The following is a 17957-nucleotide window of genomic DNA, read 5'->3' on the forward strand; positions in this document are numbered from 1 at the left end:
GAATTTTTAGCCGATAACAGGCCCGATTTAATTAGTATTAACAGGCCCTAGCGTTCCTGTTGTGCGCCTGGATGATTCCCAAAACCAGCCTGAACTCTGCCGCAGGCCTGTTGCTGGCCGGTGTCATACTGGCGGCATTTATGGCGCTGTTTGATGTACTGATTGGACGACGGGTAATGAAACTGAGCTGGGAAAAAATCGGCCGGGACTTTAACCCGGCCAATGGCAACTATCTGAGTATCGCGCTGTTGCTGCTGATCACCTACCCGTGGGTGGTAAGGCAAATACTGACTCCGTAACAATATCGGCGGAGCAGAAAAATCATCGTGCGTTGCAGCGGACCCAGACGTATACATTCAGGCGCATAAAGTCAGACGCAATATCGGATACAGAATCAGGCTCTGCCATGTAGGAGCGGATCTTATCCGCGACCAGAATTCGCTCATTTTTACTTACTCTAAACTGAATGCCGTACAGCATCGTCCCGTCAACAAATCTGTAAAGCTCGTTTTCCAGCGAGGGATAGCGAAGTTCTGCTTCGTACCAGCCTTCGCCTTCTTATTTTGAAAAAGTATCGGGATTAATTTACGGGATCAGCATATCTTAATAATTAAAGCGTGCAGGTATCGATCCATTCCGCCTGAGTCAGGGGATTAAAAATATGTTCCGAAAACCAAAACCTACATTCAATCTTATCCCTGTACTTCCCAAAAACTACCGCAGCATTTGCTTGCGCGCGATCGAAGTTTCTCAAGACCCGAAAGTTCTGATGAATAAGCATCTGATTACTGATTTTTCAGATCAGGAAAAGCTTACTCAAAAAGAAATCCGGGAATGTATTAACTTCGAAATCCGTGATGGAAATGTTGGCATTATGGGCTTTCATGATCACCCGGATGAAATGTGGATAAATGAAAATTACCGGGAGTTCGCAGACTACTGTGAACAACAGGGCTGGCTACGTATTGAAGGGCCAGCTTCCTGACTAAAACCTACCCCCTCCCCATAAACCCGCGCTTTAATGTCTCCGACGGGTTTTCACCAAACAGTTGTTTGTAGTCATGGGCAAACTGGCCGGCGTGCCAGAAGCCCCAGTGGCTGGCAATGCGCTGCACGGTTACGTCGTCCTGTTCAACATCGAGAATGGCATCGGGCTGTGACAGTGCACGACGTACAGAATTTAAGCGCGATACACGTAAATAACGTAACGGGCTGATGCCCAGAATACTTTCAAAACTGTATTGCAGGGTGCGGCGGCTTACATGCGTTAATTCGCACAGTTCGGTCATGGTGACCGGTGCATTGGGGTTAGCGGCGAGGAAATCTTTTACCCGGTCAACCACCGCTTTACGCCGTGCATAGGCCGGCAGCGTACTGCTGTTGTTGTCTGGTTGTTGCAGTACTTCGAGTACGGCCATTAACAGCATGTCCTGCTGTAATGGCCCGGCCAGACCGCTGTGCTTCGGTGCCAGTAAACGCTGTAATACATAGCGCAGGGCGTTGAGCTTTTGTTCCTGCCAGCCGCGCCGTGGTGATTGCCATAAACGCGCATCGAGGTTAATGCCCTGTGCCTCAGCACACTGTGTCAGCGCCTGCTGGCTGACCACGATGCCGTAAATATCGAAGCTTTGCGGTGTTACTAATTCAAAGCCGGTGTTTCCCGGCCGGCACATTAATTCGTTGCTGGCTACTTCCTGGCCGTTAATACGGCAGTCCTGTTCGCCGGCGGCAAATCCCAGCCAGACAGAATCCGGCCAGACGTTGCACTGCTGGCGCAGCGCCTGGCTGGTGTGTTCACGGAATACCTGCAAATGCTCCAGCGCCAGTTCGTCGATGCGGCCATAAAAAGCGCCGTCGCTGAGCTGGTCGTATTCCTGTTGCCAGTCTCGCAGGTTGTGAGCGTGCTCGTCCGCATCGGTTGCTTCGGTTATGCACCAATCGGGGGCGGTTGCATGCTGCATCGCTACATTACTGTGCGCACTATCAGATGCGACTGGGAAGAATGGTGACGCTTTCACAATAGTCCTGTGTTACCAGCTCGTGATCTATAAGCTTTTACCATCATTAATCCGCTGATTTAAATAACAAAAACCACATTTGCCAAAATTCGATAGGCCGCCGGAACGCTATTCGCTGAGTTGTTCATAAAGGATAAGGCTGCCAGAAGTATCTGCGTCAGCAATATCTGTTCCGGCCGGGCCCATCTTATTGCCCGCCGCAACACGTCATTGTTTCAGGAAACCGCTATGCATAAAGCGTATCGCTACTCTCTGGGTAGCAGGACTTACGAATTCCGTAATCTGGCCGACCTGATGGCCAGAGCAACCCCTGCCCGCTCCGGCGACCGTCTGGCCGGGGTGATTGCCCGTTCCGCTGAAGAACGTGCCGTGGCACAGATGGCGCTGGCCGAGGTGCCACTGAAGAATTTTCTTAACGAGGTATTAATTCCTTATGAACAGGATGAAGTCACCCGTTTAATTATCGACGAACACGATGCGCTGGCATTTGCACCTATCAGCCATTTTACCGTGGGCGATTTCCGTAACTGGCTGCTTTCAGATCTGGCCAGCAGTGACATACTGGCCAGTATCCGCAACGGTATCACGCCGGAAATGGCTGCGGCGGTGAGTAAAATCATGCGCAATCAGGATTTAATTCTGGTCGCGCAAAAATGCCGTGTGATTACCGCTTTCCGCAGCACCATTGGTTTACCCAAGCGTCTGGCGACACGTCTGCAGCCGAATCATCCGACCGACGATATGAATGGTATTGCCGCCAGTATTCTCGATGGTCTGCTGTATGGCAGCGGCGATGCGGTGATTGGTATTAACCCGGCCACCGACAACGTTGCCCAGGCCACCCGGCTGATGAAATTAATGGACGAGGTCATCAGCAAATACGAAATTCCAACCCAGTCCTGTGTACTGACCCATGTCACCAATACGCTGGAATGCATCGAACAGGGTGCACCGGTCGATCTGGTATTTCAGTCGATTGGTGGCACCGAAGCCACCAACTCCAGTTTTGGTTTTAATTTAGCCACACTGGCCGAAGCCGAGCAGGCCGCACTGTCATTACAGCGCGGCACCGTGGGCAATAACGTGATGTATTTTGAAACCGGTCAGGGCAGCGCATTATCAGCCAATGCTCATCACGGGCTGGATCAGCAAACCTGCGAGACCCGCGCCTATGCCGTAGCGCGCAAATTTAATCCGCTGCTGGTGAATACCGTGGTGGGTTTTATTGGCCCGGAATATTTATTCGACGGTAAAGAAATTATCCGCGCCGGTCTGGAAGATCATTTCTGCGCCAAATTACTCGGCCTGCCAATGGGCTGTGACGTTTGCTACACCAACCACGCCGAAGCCGATCAGAACGATATGGATAACCTGCTGACCTTACTGGGCGCTGCCGGTTGTTCGTTTGTGATGGGCATTCCCGGCTCCGACGACATTATGCTCAATTATCAGACCACCTCATTCCACGACGCACTATATGCACGCCGTGTTCTTGGCCTTGGGCCATCGCCGGAATTCGAAGCCTGGCTGGAAAAAAATCAGATTATGAGCAACGCCGCCGGTGCCTGCTTAAACGATGCTTTACCACCGGCGTTTGCGGCGTCATTAAAAACATTACCGGCCGGTAATTCAGCATCGGAGGTGTCCAATGGTTGATCAGCCAGATATCCATAACGATGACTGGAACGGCGTTGTTGATAACCCATGGCGTCGCCTGCGCCAGTTTACCGCAGCGCGCATTGGCCTCGGACGCAGCGGCATCAGTCTGCCCACCAAAGAAATGCTGGAGTTTCAGTTAGCCCATGCCCAGGCGCGTGATGCCGTGCATACGCCGCTGGATTTTCCGGCGCTGACGCAACAGCTGGAAACCCTGGCCGAACAGTATCCGCTGTTAAGCGACGAGCCACCGCTAAAGCTGCACAGCGAAGCGGTTGACCGTATGACCTATTTACAGCGCCCCGATTTAGGCCGCCGTCTGGATGAAGCATCACGGGTATTACTGCAGCAGGAACAACAAACGCCGGAACAGCCCTTCGATCTGGCGCTGGTCATCGCCGACGGTTTATCCGCCACTGCGATTGCCCATAACGCCGTGCCTTTTATTCAGGCTTTATGCGAAGAGCTGCAGGACGATAAGAAAGCGTGGAAATTTGCCCCCATCACACTGGTAGAGCAGGCCCGCGTTGCTATCGGTGATGATGTCGGTGAATTATTAAATGCCAGAATCGTGCTGGTATTAATTGGCGAACGGCCGGGGTTAAGTTCACCCGACAGCCTCGGTTTATATCTCACCTGGGCACCGGTACGCGGTCTGACCGATGCCCGCCGCAATTGTATTTCCAACGTTCGGCCAGAAGGACTGAACTTCAGCGAAGCGGCCCATAAGGCCGGTTATTTACTGCGCGAATCACGCCGGCTGCAACTATCCGGCGTACAACTTAAAGACCGCAGCGGCTCGCTGACCGGCCCCGCAGACAGCCTGTCAGAAAGTACCGCACAAGCGGCGACCATTGATCATCAGCCCGATTCTCCGGATGAGCATACAACAATAAAACCCGCCTCTTCCCCCGCGGCAGAGACGAAAAACTTTCTGCTCGGCTGATTGTATTTTTTCTGTTTTAGAAAACACCATTTATTCAACGTATGAGGTAATACCATGTCCACATCCCATCAGGACTACCTTGCCAAACGGCAACTGAAAAAAGGCACCGCCGGCTGGATTCTTCTCGCCGGTCTCGGGGTTTCTTATGTAATTTCCGGTGATTTTGCCGGCTGGAACTTTGGTATCGCTCAGGCAGGCTGGGGTGGTTTTGCCATCGCTGCACTGTTAATGGCGGTGATGTATTTTACCCTGGTGCTGTCACTGGCTGAAATGTCGGCGGCTATTCCGGCTGCCGGTGGCGGTTACAGTTTTGCCCGTCAGGCAATGGGCCCGGCCGGCGGTTATTTAACCGGTCTTGCGGTATTAATTGAATACGCCCTGGCGCCGGCGGCGATTGTGATATTTATCGGTTCGGCGGTTGAAGCTTTACTCGGCTTTAACGGCCCCTGGGTGTATGCCGCCTTTTATTTAGTCTTTATCGGTATTCACTTGGCCGGTGTTGGCGAAGCATTAAAAGTAATGATGGTGATTTCCGGTCTGGCCGTGCTGGCCATTATTGCCACCGCTGTTGCTTTAATCGGTAATTTTGACAGCGCCAACCTGTTTGATATTGCTGCCAGCGAAGGCACTTCTGCCATGCTGCCGCTGGGCTGGTACGGTGTTTGGGCTGCACTGCCTTTTGCTATGTGGTTATTCCTGGCGGTAGAAGGTGTACCACTGGCCGCCGAAGAATCCAAAGACCCGGCCAAAGATGTACCTAAAGGTATTATCGGCGCCATGGTTTTCCTGCTGTTTACCGCCCTGCTGGTTGTGCTGTTAATTCCGGGCGCGGCTGGTGCACAGGCAATGGGCGCAAGTGCCGTACCTCTGGTGGATGCCCTGAATGCAACCGGTAACAGCCAACTGGCTACCGTCGTTAACGTACTGGGTCTGGTCGGTTTAATTGCATCCTTCTTCTCCATTATTTACGGCTACAGCCGTCTGGTATTTGCCCTGTCGCGTGCCGGCTATTTACCACAAAGCCTGTCGGTAACCACAGAACGTAAAGTACCGGCGCGTGCCCTGATCGTTCCTGGCGTACTGGGTTTTGCTGCTTCCCTGAGCGGTGAAGGCGACCTGATGCTGGCCATGGCTGTGGTTGGCGCAACCGTGTCTTACGCCCTGATGGCACTGAGCCATATTATGCTGCGCGTTAAACAGCCTGAGCTGGTGCGTCCGTATAAAACCCCGGGTGGTGTATTTACCTCCGGTATTGCCCTGCTGTTGTCGCTGATTGCATTAACCGGTGTGTATGCCTTCGACCCGCGCGCCTTCTTCTACACGCTGATCCTCTTTGTGATTGGTGCAGCCTATTATTTTGGCTACAGCAAAAACCATCTGGTGGCCAAAACCGCCGAAGAAGAATTCGCCATGCTGGAACAGGCCGAAGCGGATTTATACCCGGAAGAAAACGCAGAAAACTCTGCAACCGCTCAGACGGTGTAATAACAACCATCTGAAAATAAAAAAAACGCAGCCATTGGCTGCGTTTTTTTATATCTGCAAAAAGCAGGATTAAAGCTGGAAAGAAATTCCGATACCCAGCCCTGAGCCATCAAAGGTGGCATCAGCAGGCTGATAGTAATATTCAATGCTCTGGTATTTGGCACTGATGGCAAAACGCGGATTCAGGTGGTACTGGTATTCGATCAGACTGCCGGTCGGTGAATCAAAGGTATACTCTGTGCCGTCCATATCCAGTTTCGGATTCATATGATACGTCAGGCCAGCTCCCAGGCTGTGCTTGCCCAGCTGGTAGTGCAGCATCAGATCCAGTGGATAGGTCGAAAACTCAATGGTAACCGGATCGTTGTCGTCATCCAGACCATTGGCAGAATCACTCAGCCAGTTCAGGCGGGCTTCAGCACGAAACTGGTTCAGGGTGTAATACACACCGGCACCAAGGTTAATACCGGCACCGGCATTAATATCGTCAGAAGTGCCACGTTCGTATTCCATCTCCGCCAACTTATCACCACCCGCCATCAGGTCAGCACTGAAGCTGAACCCTAAGCCTTGCTTTGTTGCGGTGGTGCTTTCCGCGTCAACCGCAGAATCTGTATCGGCATACGCCAGTGTTGTGGCCGAGGCCAGTAATAAAGTCAGCAGGCTTTTTTTCATTCCCTTGTACTCTGTCCATCATTGTTGGATTTAAGCAGCATAGGGTACGAATATTTCAGAAAATAGAAAGTCTTTATCCGTTTTCTTCTTTTCCGGGGAGCTCTGATCATGCGCCGAAAGTGCGCTGACAGAGCCTGCTTGTCTGAGCTATGATTGCTGTGTTCTGCAGCCGGATACTCTTATGAATATTACTCCCTGCTTTAACCTCAAGCTGCGCCAGGCCGACCGGGTTCTGACCAGCTACTACGACAACAGCCTGCGCGATCTGGGTATTACCATTGCGCAGTTCTCTGTTCTGCGTGTGCTGTCGATTCTGAAAAACCCATCACAGAAAGAACTGCAGGAAGTTCTGGTGCTGCAGCAAACCACCCTGACGCGTAATCTGAAACCGCTGATCCGCAGCGGCTATGTTCAGACCAATCCCAGCCCCGATGATGGCCGGGTGACTCTGGTGTCTCTGACCGACGAAGGTAAAGCCTTGTTTAATAAGGCAAAAATTCGCTGGAAACAGGCACAGAGCGGCATTTCCCAGCATCTTGGTGACGAGCTTTCTGCACAGCTGTTGCAGGTCGCCGACGCTATTCTCACCCTGCGCAGCTAAAAAAAATTTGCCATTTGCATGCATATACATTTACATATAGATGCATATACATTCATTTGAGGGCGAATTATGAATACCTACAGGGAAAAGCACTGGCTGCTGTCAGTCGTGAGAAGTGGCATTCAGGCGGGAGTTAATTACCCGAAAACCGTTCTGTTTGCCGGCTTTCTGTTAATGGCACTACTGATAACCGGCCTCGGACAACTGCATAAAGACACCCGCGCCGATGCCTTCCTCGAAGCCGACAATCCGGCGCTGGTGTATAAAAATAAGGTGCGGGAGATTTTTGGTTTAAGTGACCCGCTGATCGTTGCCATATATGACCGTTCGGCAGAAGGTATTTACCGCAAACAGACTCTCGATCTGATCGGGCAGCTGACCGATCAGTTAAATGCCCTGCCGATGATTAATACGGCGCGGACCATCAGTCTGGCCAGTGAAAATAATATCAGCGCCTCGGCCGACGGGATGGATGTTGCCCCATTCTATGACTTACGCACTCAGCATGATGCGGCCCTGCGCCAGGCAATAGAAGACTTTCCGCTGTATCACGGCATGCTGGTTTCTGACGACGGTGCGATGAGTATGATCGTGCTGGAATTGTACGATGACAGCCAGGCTGAAACCGCCTACGACGCCATCAATAAGTTGCTGCAACAGACACAGGTGCCTGCAGGTGTCGAACTCCATGTTGCCGGTGAAGGCGCCGTTCTCGGCTATCTCGGTCACTATATCGACCATGATGCCAGCCGCCTTAATCCGCTCGCCGGATTAATTATTACCATTATGCTGATCGTTGCATTCCGCCGTTTATTACCGGCCCTGCTGGGCAATCTGGTGATTGCCGCCTCGGTGCTGATGACCCTCGGTTTTATGGCTTACTGCGGTGTGCCTTTTTTTGTTATCACCAACGCTATGCCGGTTATTTTAATTGGTATGGCCGTCGCCGATTCGATTCATATTTTCAGCCACTATTACGAAATGCAGGCACGACATCCGGACTGGTCGCTGCAGGCCTGTATCCGTGAAGCCGTTGCCGTTATGGCGCGCCCGGTAACGCTGACGTCGCTGACCACTATTGCCGGATTTCTTGGCCTGTACGCGTCATCTTATATGCCACCCTTTGAATACTTTGGTTTATTCACCGCTTTCGGCGTGCTGGTTGCCTGGTTTTATTCGCTCTTTGTTTTACCGGCTTGCATCACCTTACTGAAACCCAGAGTCAGCCAGCGCTGGATTCGCCTTGAACAGAACAGTCAGCAGGATACCTTTGCCCGCCTGATGACTTATCTCGGTGGAATCTGTGTACGCCATCCACGCGCCACACTGTCATTATTTGCGCTGCTCAGCATCAGCGGCGCCCTGCTGGCCACCCAGATTCAGGTAAACGAAAACCGCATTAATACCTTTCATCCCAGCGAAGCAATCTATCAGGCTGACAAGGTCATTAATCAGCATCTGGAAGGCACCAATACGCTGGACATTGTGATTACCAGCAGCCGTAACGAAGGGATTTTTTCACCACAGGTGCTGAATGCTATGGAAGCTCTGCAGGCCTACGCGGAAACCCTGCCGCATGTAAATGGTTCATCATCGGTGGTGGATTATTTAAAGCAGATGAATAAATCTCTGAACGAAGGTCAGAGCGATGCTTACCGTCTGCCGCAGGATGCCGATCTGATTGCGCAGTATTTTCTGCTCTACTCGGCCAGTTCTGATCCTGCCGATTTTTCTGAAGAAATTGATTATGACTACCGTCTGGCCAATATCCGTCTGAATCTCGACAGTGCCGATTATATTGCCACAAAACCAGTGGTTGAAGCCCTGCAGCAATATATCGATCAGCACTTTAACAATGCCGTTATGGATGAGCCGGTTACTGCCAGCCTCAGTGGTCGCGTTAATGTTAATTACCACTGGATTAAAGATCTGGGCGTCAGCCATTTTTACAGCGTGGTTATTTCGCTGCTCTGTGTCTTTCTGGTCTCGGCGTTATTATTCCGTTCCTGGGCCGCCGGTCTGCTCGCAACCCTGCCGGTAATCTGTTCCATTCTTACGGTTTATGCGGCGATGGCATTGCTGGGGATTAACCTTGGTATAGGCACTTCCATGTTTGCCTCGGTAGCCATTGGCCTGGGTATCGACTTTGCTATTCATACCCTCGAACGCCTGAAAACCCTGGTGGCAGACGGACTGAAAAGCAGCGGATTATTCACCGAATTATTCCGTTCCACAGGCCGGGCGCTGCTGTTTAATTATCTGGCGATTGCCTTTGGCTTTGGCGTACTGATCAGCTCTCAGGTTGTGCCACTGACTCACTTCGGCACCATTGTCGTGTTATCGGTGAGTATGAGTTTTATCGCCGCCATGACGCTGCTGCCGGCACTGATCGTATTACTGCAGCCGACCTTTATTTTCGGTGAAAAAAAGGCGTCCGAAGCCAGTGCGATAGCGGCAGAAAAACACGTGACTGGCAGTACAGTTCTGGCATTTTTGCTAACCACAGGACTCAGTACTACAGCTTTAAATGGCGCCCTGCATAGCCAGCCGTTGCAGGCAGCGGAAGTTGTTAATACGGAATTACTGGCAACACTCAGCGCCGACGATATTGCACAGCGGGTAAACGCGGTGGATGACGGCCAGCACGTCAGCAGCCAGCTGAGCATGTTGCTGACCGACAGCCGCGGCAAAGAACGGCGCCGTGAAACACTGTCTTACCGCAAATATTTTGGTGACGATAAAAAGACCGTATTTTTTTATAAATCACCGGCCAATGTTAAAGACACCGCTTTTCTGACCTTCGATTATGCCGCCGCAGATCAGGAAGATGATCAGTGGCTGTACCTGCCGGCACTGCGCAAGGTGCGGCGGATTTCCGCATCCGACCGGGGCGATTATTTTATGGGTACCGATTTTACCTATGAAGATATTAAGCAGAACGGTCATATCAGTATTGCCGACTATCAGCTGCAACGCCTGCCAGACGATGACGGAAAACTGGTGGTAAAAGCCATCCCAAAAACGGCTGCTATTGCTCAGGAACTGGGGTATGGCGAAGTAACCTTTTATATTGATCCGCAAAACTGGATCGTGGTGAAAAGCGACTATCTGGATATTAAACAGGTGCCGCTGAAAACCGTGCAGGTAACGGATATCCGTATGATCGACGGAATCTGGACGCGGCATCAGCTGCTGGCCGAAAACCATATCAGCGGTCACCGCTCGCTGTTTATTTTTTCTGCCGTCGATTACCAACAGGATGTGGCCGACCACCTGTTTACCCAGAATACCCTGCGCCGGGGGCTGTAAATGAATATCCGGCAGCAGCTCCGACAGCAATATCGGCTAAGCGCCGGTGCTTTCAGCCTGATATTGCTGAGCAGTGCCGTGCACAGCGACTTCAGCTCTGGATTTAGTTCAGAGCTAAGTTCAGAACTGGCCTGGAGCGATGCTCCGGCCGCACTGAGCAAAGCGGAAGTGCAGCTGCAAAGTGAATGGCAATACCGCACGGCCGATACGTCGTTTAATCTGCAGCCACGTCTGCGTGCTGATTTTTCTGACACCCTGTACGCAGAGCAGCCAACCAGCCGGACAGATAATTATCCGGCGGGCAGCCTGCATAGCAGCGGGCCACTGGCACAATGGGATAACGTGCGTTTTGATATTGCCGAAGCCTATGCTGACCAGTATTTCTACGGCGTGTCTCTGCGCAGTGGTAAACAACAGGTTGTCTGGGGTCAGGCCGATGGCCTGCGGGTGCTGGATATTATTAACCCGCAGGATCTGCGCGAATTTAATCTGCCCGATGCCGAAGACTCGCGCATCGCTACCTGGATGTTTAATGCGCATATTCCTCTGCCCAATGAACAGTCTCTGCAATGGTTAATTATTCCCGACTTAACCTTCAGTGAGCTGGCAGAACCAGGCACCGCGTTCGCTATTACCAGCCCCGAGCTGGCTCCGCAACCGGTCGCCGGAGTCGCGGTTAATCAACGGCCAACCCGGCGCCCGGATGGTAATGACTGGGAGCATGGGTTGCGCTGGAGTGCCTTTGCCGGTGGCTGGGATATCAGCGCCAGCTATTTTAATTTTTACCACGACACCCCCGTTGTTTACCGCAGGTTAAACACAACCGGCAGCACGATTCAGGTCGATGTCGAAGCCGTGTACCGCCGCAGCCGCCTGTTCGGCCTGAGCGCCAGCACAGCCTTCAGCAGCGTAGTGCTGCGCCTTGAAGCCGGGCATATCAGCCGGGCATTTTTTCTGCGCGACGATCTGCAAAACAACGGCATTAGCCAAAGCCCGGAGCTCGCGACGGTAACCGCACTGGATTATCAGGCCCCGGCGGATGTGTTTGTCAGTTACCAGCTTTACCAGAGCCGCATTCTTGCTTACCGGCCGAAGATGATCCGCCGCGAAATCAGCACCCGTCACACCCTGCTGCTGAAAAAAACCTTACTCAACGACACGCTGGAACTGAGCTTTTTTGCTCTGCTTAACCGCGATTACAACGACGGTCAGCTGCGCAGCAAAGTCAGTTACCAGCTTAACGACCGCTGGTCTTTATGGAGCGGTGCCGATTATTTTTTTGGCAACCGCGCCGGGCCATTCGGTCAGTTCTCATCATCCAGCCGCTTTTTAATTGGCTGGCAGAGTGCATTTTAAGGAGTAACTCATGAACCCGATTACACTGCTGCGTATGCAGAACTCAGTCCTCGGCCATCTGCTGCCGGCAACCGTTGCCCGCCGTCATGCCCGGATGTTTTTAACACCCAGACAACTGCCACTGAAAGAATGGGAACTGGCCACTGAAAAACAGGCACAGCGCCTGAATTTTGCCGGACATCTCAGCGCTCTGCGCTGGGCTAACAGCGGCCCACGCATTTTACTAATGCATGGCTGGGAAAGCCGGGCAACGCACATGGCAGTTATCGCCAATGCTCTGGTAGCACAGGGGTTCGATGTGTTCGCGCTGGATGCGCCACGCCATGGTCAATCAGGCGGCAATAAGAGTAACCCGATGGAATTTGCCCGTGCCATTATCGAAGCCGATATTGCTTTCGGCCCTTTTTATGGTGCTTTGGGTCATTCAATGGGCGGAGCAGCACTGGCAATTGCCTCTGCTCAGGGCGTACAGACAGAACGCTGCGTACTGGTGTCTTCACCCGCCAGCCTGCTGGACGTATTAAAAGGGTTTGCGCGTTTTATGCGGCTGCCCGCCGCCAGCACGGCACATTTTATCCGCTGCATTGAAGCAGAAGTCGGATGTCCGGCTGGCGAACTCCACAGCGGCCATCTGCTCAGCCAGAGCAGCCCGGTGACATTATTAATTCATGCCCAGAATGATATTGAAATTCCCAGCGCTTCAGTACATGCAATCCGCCAGCACCTGAGCAGTGCCGAGGTATTTTTACCGCCCGCTCTGGGACACCGGAAAATCATCCGCGACCCGATGATTGCCGCGCGCATTCAACAGTTTTTCAGCGATGAATTAATTCAGGAAAGCGAAACAGAACACGGCGAAGAAATAGTGCCGTAACACGATACTCAACGGGTATTTGTCGTGGCAATAAAAAGCCTGAACACCGCAGGTGTTCAGGCTTTTGACTCCGCTGCCAGCAGGCAACAGCGTACTGCTCTATTCAGGCAGTTTCTGTCTGAATAAAACGGCGCATATGGAAAATACCAAAAATAAATATCTGCACCGCATCGGCAATCTGATTGCTGCTCTTATGCTTCAGCGCCATCCAGAAGTACGCCACTTCCAGCACATGAACACCCGCAACAACCATAGCAATGGTTGGCAACCAGCCCAGCAGACCACCCCAGCCCTGCACTCCCGCCATAATAGCCAGAATCCAGAACACCAGAGTGACCACTTTATTTAGCATAATAAACATAGATACCTCGCTGCATGCGTCATTCATGCATTGTTATTGTCGTTATCAAAGCCGCAAGCTTGCACTGCCGCATCGCATTTGCACAGGTGAAAATGCGACAGCCTGCGATAACCCTGCCACAACCCTGTTACACCAGAGAAAAACGAAGAATTATTCAGCGGCCGGGGAAACCGTCAGCGTTAATGGCGTGATACGCGGGCAGTGTTGCTTAGGGCGCGGCGGGAATTCTTTATTCAGCCGCTGCAACAGCGCTTTAACCCGCTCATTACGGGCAAACTGAAAACCCATCGGCGCACAGCCATATACGCGTTTGGAGAAGGTCAGTGGTAATGCCTGTAATTGTGGCTGTTTGGCCACATACCACTGTGCCACATCGCGCCCGATAATCAGCGCGCGGGCGCTTTCCGCCTGACTGATCAGCAAGGTATTGAGCATGTCCTGCTCGGTGGGTTTATCCAGCCGGATCAGGCTGCCGTTGGCAAAGGCCGGCTGCAGTGCCGGATAGGCATAACCCAGATGAGTGATGATTTCGCCACCCAGCAGGCCGTCTTCCTGCTCCAGATCAAACGGCTGGTCATTGCGGTACACCAGCACATCTTCCAGCCACACCACCAGATCGCTCCACAGATAGTTCTCCGGCTGCTCGATCCAGTAAGGGGATTCCATACGGCCATCGATCTTGCCGGAGTCGAGCATATGCTGAGAGCGCAGCTCTGGCAGGTACACAAACTCCAGCTCTATACCGGCACGCTGTGCGGCCTTACGCAGCGGTTCTATCAGTAAGCCCTGTGGCTGACCATCGTGCAGCACAACATAAGGCGGATAGCCGTCATCCGGCACCGATATGCGCAATTGTGGCAGGCCGTCTGCCGCCAGGCAGCCCGCTGCCATGGTTAGCCAACAGAGCATCAGCCCTGCGCACTGGCCTATTGCTGTAAACAGCTTACTTTCTGTCACGTGCTTCTCCGCGTTATAACTCTTTAAGTTTAACTCAGGCCCTGCACCCGGCGGCGGCCAAAAGCCGACACAGCGCAAGACTTTCACGACTTGCACCGTTAAAATGGCCGCCCATCTACAGGTCGTCAGCGGGAGAAGATTCGCATGTCCGAGGAAAAAACCACGCATTTTGGCTACAAAACCGTCGCTACCGAGCAGAAGCAGGCCATGGTTGCCGATGTATTCCACTCGGTGGCCGCCAAGTACGACCTGATGAACGACCTGATGTCGTTCGGCGTACACCGCCTGTGGAAACGCATCACCATTGATATGTCGGGCGTACGCCCGGGCGATCAGGTACTCGACCTGGCTGGCGGAACCGGCGACCTGACCAAGAAATTTGCCAAGATCGTTGGCCCGCAGGGCAAAGTGGTTCTGGCCGATATCAACTCTTCCATGCTTAACGTCGGCCGCGACCGTCTGACCGATCAGGGCTACGTTGGCAATATCGAATACGTTCAGGCCAATGCCGAATGTCTGCCGTTTGAAGACAACAGCTTCGATGTCATCACCATCGCCTTCGGTCTGCGTAACGTTACCGATAAAGATGCTGCACTGCGTTCCATGACCCGCGTGCTGAAGCCGGGCGGCCGTCTGCTGGTGCTGGAATTCTCCAAGCCGACCAACCCGCTGATGAGCAAAGCCTACGACCTGTATTCCTTCACCGCCCTGCCGTTTATGGGCAAGCTGGTGACCAACGATTCCGAAAGCTACAAGTACCTGGCTGAATCCATCCGCATGCACCCCGATCAGGAAACCCTGAAAAGCATGATGGAAAACGCCGGCCTGGTGCGTTGCAGCTTCCACAATATGACCAGCGGCGTGGTCGCCCTGCACCGCGGAATCAAACCCTGATGCTGAGTAAGCTGCCGGCCGAGTTACTGCAGGCTGCCTGCGTTCCCTTTGAGGCGGCCATTAATCATGTGCTGCGTTACGACCCGGCGGCATTAAACTCGCTAAGTCGCCAGCAGGGCCGCTTGCTGTGTGTGCGCATCGACGCCATAAACCCGGTGCTGATCCGCATCGTCGATAACGGCATTGTGCTCAGCCTTGTGCCCGCCACTGGCGATAACGGTAGCCTGAGTAGCGCTGATGGTCTTAGTAGCGCCGATGGTCTGAACAGCGCCGATGCCACGCTCAGCGGTTCCGCCGCCGATTTCTTTGCCCTCGCCCGCGCCAGTGATAAAGCCCACGCCCTGATCAGCAGTGCCATTGATATGGACGGCGACAGCGAGTTTGCCTTATCGCTGACCCGCGTTGCGCAAAACCTCGATATCGACTGGGAAGCCCTGATCACACCACTGACCGGCGGCCTGCTCGCCCATCAGCTGGGCAAAGGTTTACGCGGCTTACTGAACTGGGGCAAAAGCAGCGCACCGGCTTACCGCAATGCCGTTAAAGAATATCTCGAAGACGAAGCGCAACTGCTGACACCGGAACCGCTGGCGGCACAATTTGCCGACGAGGTTGACCAGCTGCGTCTGGCGACCGACCGTTTAGAAGCCCGCACCCAGCGTTTAGCAGCGCGCATGCAACAGAACGATTCGACAAACAAGTCGACGATCACCCCTTCTCTGCCCAAGGAATAATATCGACGTGGCAAACCTCTGGCGTCTGTGGAAAATTCTGTTTGTCTTCACCCGCTACCGGCTCGACAGTCTGGTGCCGACCGAACAGCTGCCGCTGTCGTTGCGCATTGCCCTGTGGCTCGCGCCCTGGCGTTTAAACCCGGTGCCCTCGCGCCTTAACCGTGGCGAACGTCTGCGTTTAGCGCTGGAAGCCTTAGGCCCGATTTTTATTAAATTCGGCCAGATTTTATCCACCCGCCCGGATCTGATTCCCGACGATATTGTTAAAGAATTAAAACGCCTGCAGGACGACGTTCCGCCCTTCGCCAGCGATAAAGCCATGGCGTTAATCGAAGACCAGCTGGGGCAGAAAATCAGTGCGTTATTTGCCGAATTTTCTGCCGAGCCACTGGCTTCCGCTTCTATTGCTCAGGTACACGCAGCCCGTTTATTCGATGCCAATGGCGAGGCCGGTCGGGAAGTGGTTGTTAAGGTGGTGCGCCCGGGTATCGAGCACACCATCGAGCGCGACCTGCAGTTGCTGGAAACCATGGCCCGCCTGCTGGTGAAATATTCCGAAGACGGCCGCCGCTTAAAACCGCTGGAAGTGGTCGATGATTACCGCCACACCATTTACGGCGAACTGAATTTACAGATCGAAGCCTCCAATGCCACCCAGCTGAAGCGCAACTTCGCCAACTCCGAATTGCTGTATATGCCGGAAGTATTCTGGGAATACACGCGCAGCAAGGTAATGGTCAGCGAACGTATTTACGGTATTCCGGTAGCGGATATCGACGCCCTGCAGGCGCAGAACACCAATATGAAACTGCTGGCCGAGCGCGGTGTGGAAATCTTTTTCACCCAGGTATTCCGCGATAGCTTCTTTCATGCTGACATGCACCCGGGCAATATTTTCGTCTCCCGTAATAACCCGCAGGCACCGCAATACATTGCCATCGACTGCGGCATTGTCGGCAGCCTGACCGAAGAAGATCAGAATTATCTGGCGATGAACCTGCTGGCATTTTTTAATCAGGATTATCATCAGGTAGCGCAGCTGCATATCGACTCCGGCTGGGTACCGGCCACCACCAAAGTGCACGAATTTTCTGCCGCTATCCGCAGCGTGTGCGAACCGATTTTTGATAAACCGCTGGCCGAAATTTCTTTTGGTCAGGTACTGATTCAGTTATTCAGCACCGCGCGCCGCTTTAATATGGAAGTGCAGCCGCAGCTGGTTTTACTGCAGAAAACCCTGCTCAATATTGAAGGCCTTGGCCGTCAGCTGTATCCACAGCTGGATTTATGGAGCACCGCTAAGCCTTATTTAGAACGCTGGATGCGCGAGCGTTTTGGCCCTAAAGCCGCGTTTAAAGAATTAAAACGCCAGCTACCGGGCTGGATTGAAAAAGCCCCGCAAATTCCCGGACTGGTGCACGGCGCATTAAGCCGCCTGAACCATATGGACGAAAACCAGCAGGCACTGCAAAAAGAAATTGTTGCCCTGCGTCAGGAACTGGCCGCACAAAAAGCACAGAAACGCCAGCAGGCGCTGGCAACCCTCGCCGTTGGCAGCGGTTTATTTACCTGGTGGCAGGCCTTTGCCCTCGGGTTACCGGAAGTGGTTGGTCTGAGTCTGGCGGGTGCCGGGATGTTATTGTTGTTGCTGCGCGCCTGAGGGTGGTGGTTGGTGTGTGTGGTATAAACCGGCGGGTTTATTCAGGCACTGGCGGTGGACGATTCTTGTAGGAGTGGATCTTATCCACGACTGAATCAGAAGATTCTGTTTACCCTCAAATGATGTTGTGGGAGCTACTACCGGTGGGAGCGGCTTTCAGCCGCGATGGCTGCTTTATTCTGTAGCCGCTGCGCGGGCTCGGCTCGCTACCAGGCTCTGCGTAGTAGCGTCTGCCGCTTTGTTGATTCAACTCGCTACTACGCTCTGCGTAGTAGTGCCTATCGCGTTGGCTCAGTAAATAATTGTGCTCGGAGTTGTAGCCGCTGCGCGGACCGGCTTTTTGGGCTGCCGCCCGGCCCTATGACCTCTTTGAGGGGTCTTACCCCTCACGCCGGTCGGGCAAACTCCCCGCTTCGCGCTTTGTGGGCCGT

Annotated in this window: 16 protein-coding genes; 12 read left to right on the plus strand and 4 right to left on the minus strand. The window is 53.1% G+C overall.

Annotation, left to right across the window (positions count from 1 at the left end; all coding sequences use genetic code 11):
- Positions 1-71 precede the first annotated feature (71 nt).
- Positions 72-299 (plus strand): hypothetical protein, encoded by a 228-nt coding sequence (locus HUF18_RS03070; protein ID WP_225691097.1) that lies wholly within the window; start codon positions 72-74, stop codon positions 297-299.
- 362 nt (positions 300-661) lie between these two features.
- The gene (locus HUF18_RS03075) at positions 662-985 is read left to right on the plus strand and encodes a hypothetical protein (RefSeq protein ID WP_225691098.1); all 324 of its coding nucleotides are present in this window, start codon (positions 662-664) and stop codon (positions 983-985) included.
- Between the two features lie 7 nt (positions 986-992).
- On the opposite strand, the gene HUF18_RS03080 is transcribed toward HUF18_RS03075, so the two are convergent.
- A complete protein-coding gene (locus HUF18_RS03080; protein ID WP_225691099.1) occupies positions 993-1961 on the minus strand; it encodes a helix-turn-helix domain-containing protein in 969 nt (322 codons plus the stop codon).
- Between the two features lie 285 nt (positions 1962-2246).
- Here HUF18_RS03080 and HUF18_RS03085 point away from each other — a divergent pair, with 285 nt between their 5' ends.
- Genes HUF18_RS03085 through eat form a run of 3 tightly spaced genes read left to right on the plus strand, consistent with a single transcriptional unit; the run spans position 2247 to position 6105 of the window.
- Positions 2247-3674: an ethanolamine ammonia-lyase subunit EutB gene (locus tag HUF18_RS03085; protein WP_225691100.1), complete on the plus strand. Its 1428-nt coding sequence runs from the start codon at positions 2247-2249 to the stop codon at positions 3672-3674.
- Positions 3667-4620, plus strand: coding sequence for an ethanolamine ammonia-lyase subunit EutC (eutC, locus tag HUF18_RS03090; protein WP_225691101.1), 954 nt, complete (start codon positions 3667-3669; stop codon positions 4618-4620). Before HUF18_RS03085 ends, eutC begins: the two co-directional genes overlap by 8 nt.
- A 54-nt stretch (positions 4621-4674) precedes the next feature.
- Positions 4675-6105, plus strand: a complete 1431-nt coding sequence (gene eat / locus HUF18_RS03095; protein ID WP_225691102.1) for an ethanolamine permease — start codon at positions 4675-4677, stop codon at positions 6103-6105.
- Between the two features lie 69 nt (positions 6106-6174).
- Here eat and HUF18_RS03100 read toward each other — a convergent pair whose 3' ends face one another.
- Positions 6175-6780: an outer membrane beta-barrel protein gene (locus tag HUF18_RS03100; protein WP_225691103.1), complete on the minus strand. Its 606-nt coding sequence runs from the start codon at positions 6778-6780 to the stop codon at positions 6175-6177.
- A gap of 181 nt (positions 6781-6961) precedes the next feature.
- On the opposite strand from HUF18_RS03100, the gene HUF18_RS03105 reads away from it, so the two are divergent.
- The 4 genes from HUF18_RS03105 to HUF18_RS03120 all read left to right on the plus strand — a co-directional run bounded on the left by HUF18_RS03105 (position 6962) and on the right by HUF18_RS03120 (position 12920).
- A complete protein-coding gene (locus HUF18_RS03105; RefSeq protein WP_225691104.1) occupies positions 6962-7381 on the plus strand; it encodes a MarR family winged helix-turn-helix transcriptional regulator in 420 nt (139 codons plus the stop codon).
- Positions 7382-7450: 69 nt separating this feature from the next.
- Complete coding sequence (locus HUF18_RS03110; protein WP_225691105.1) at positions 7451-10690, plus strand: outer membrane lipoprotein-sorting protein; 3240 nt, start codon at positions 7451-7453, stop codon at positions 10688-10690.
- Positions 10691-12046 (plus strand): DUF1302 family protein, encoded by a 1356-nt coding sequence (locus tag HUF18_RS03115; RefSeq protein WP_225691106.1) that lies wholly within the window; start codon positions 10691-10693, stop codon positions 12044-12046.
- A 10-nt stretch (positions 12047-12056) separates the two neighbouring features.
- A complete protein-coding gene (locus HUF18_RS03120) occupies positions 12057-12920 on the plus strand; it encodes an alpha/beta fold hydrolase (RefSeq protein WP_225691107.1) in 864 nt (287 codons plus the stop codon).
- Positions 12921-13023: 103 nt separating this feature from the next.
- On the opposite strand, the gene HUF18_RS03125 is transcribed toward HUF18_RS03120, so the two are convergent.
- Both HUF18_RS03125 and HUF18_RS03130 read right to left on the minus strand, forming a co-directional pair.
- Positions 13024-13281, minus strand: coding sequence for a DUF1145 domain-containing protein (locus HUF18_RS03125; protein ID WP_225691108.1), 258 nt, complete (start codon positions 13279-13281; stop codon positions 13024-13026).
- A gap of 150 nt (positions 13282-13431) precedes the next feature.
- Positions 13432-14172 (minus strand): substrate-binding periplasmic protein, encoded by a 741-nt coding sequence (locus tag HUF18_RS03130; protein WP_225691109.1) that lies wholly within the window; start codon positions 14170-14172, stop codon positions 13432-13434.
- A gap of 210 nt (positions 14173-14382) precedes the next feature.
- On the opposite strand from HUF18_RS03130, the gene ubiE reads away from it, so the two are divergent.
- From ubiE to ubiB, 3 genes are read left to right on the plus strand one after another with little or no spacing between them, the layout of a single operon-like run.
- Positions 14383-15132 (plus strand): bifunctional demethylmenaquinone methyltransferase/2-methoxy-6-polyprenyl-1,4-benzoquinol methylase UbiE, encoded by a 750-nt coding sequence (gene ubiE / locus HUF18_RS03135; RefSeq protein ID WP_186435840.1) that lies wholly within the window; start codon positions 14383-14385, stop codon positions 15130-15132.
- Complete coding sequence (locus HUF18_RS03140; protein WP_225691110.1) at positions 15132-15866, plus strand: ubiquinone biosynthesis accessory factor UbiJ; 735 nt, start codon at positions 15132-15134, stop codon at positions 15864-15866. Before ubiE ends, HUF18_RS03140 begins: the two co-directional genes overlap by 1 nt.
- A 7-nt stretch (positions 15867-15873) precedes the next feature.
- On the plus strand, positions 15874-17526 hold the full coding sequence (gene ubiB, locus HUF18_RS03145; RefSeq protein ID WP_225691111.1) for a ubiquinone biosynthesis regulatory protein kinase UbiB: 1653 nt from the start codon (positions 15874-15876) through the stop codon (positions 17524-17526).
- The last annotated feature ends 431 nt before the right edge of the window (positions 17527-17957 follow it).

The organism is Thalassolituus sp. ST750PaO-4 (assembly GCF_020320405.1).
Lineage (GTDB): Bacteria > Pseudomonadota > Gammaproteobacteria > Pseudomonadales > Oceanobacteraceae > Venatoribacter > Venatoribacter alkanivorans.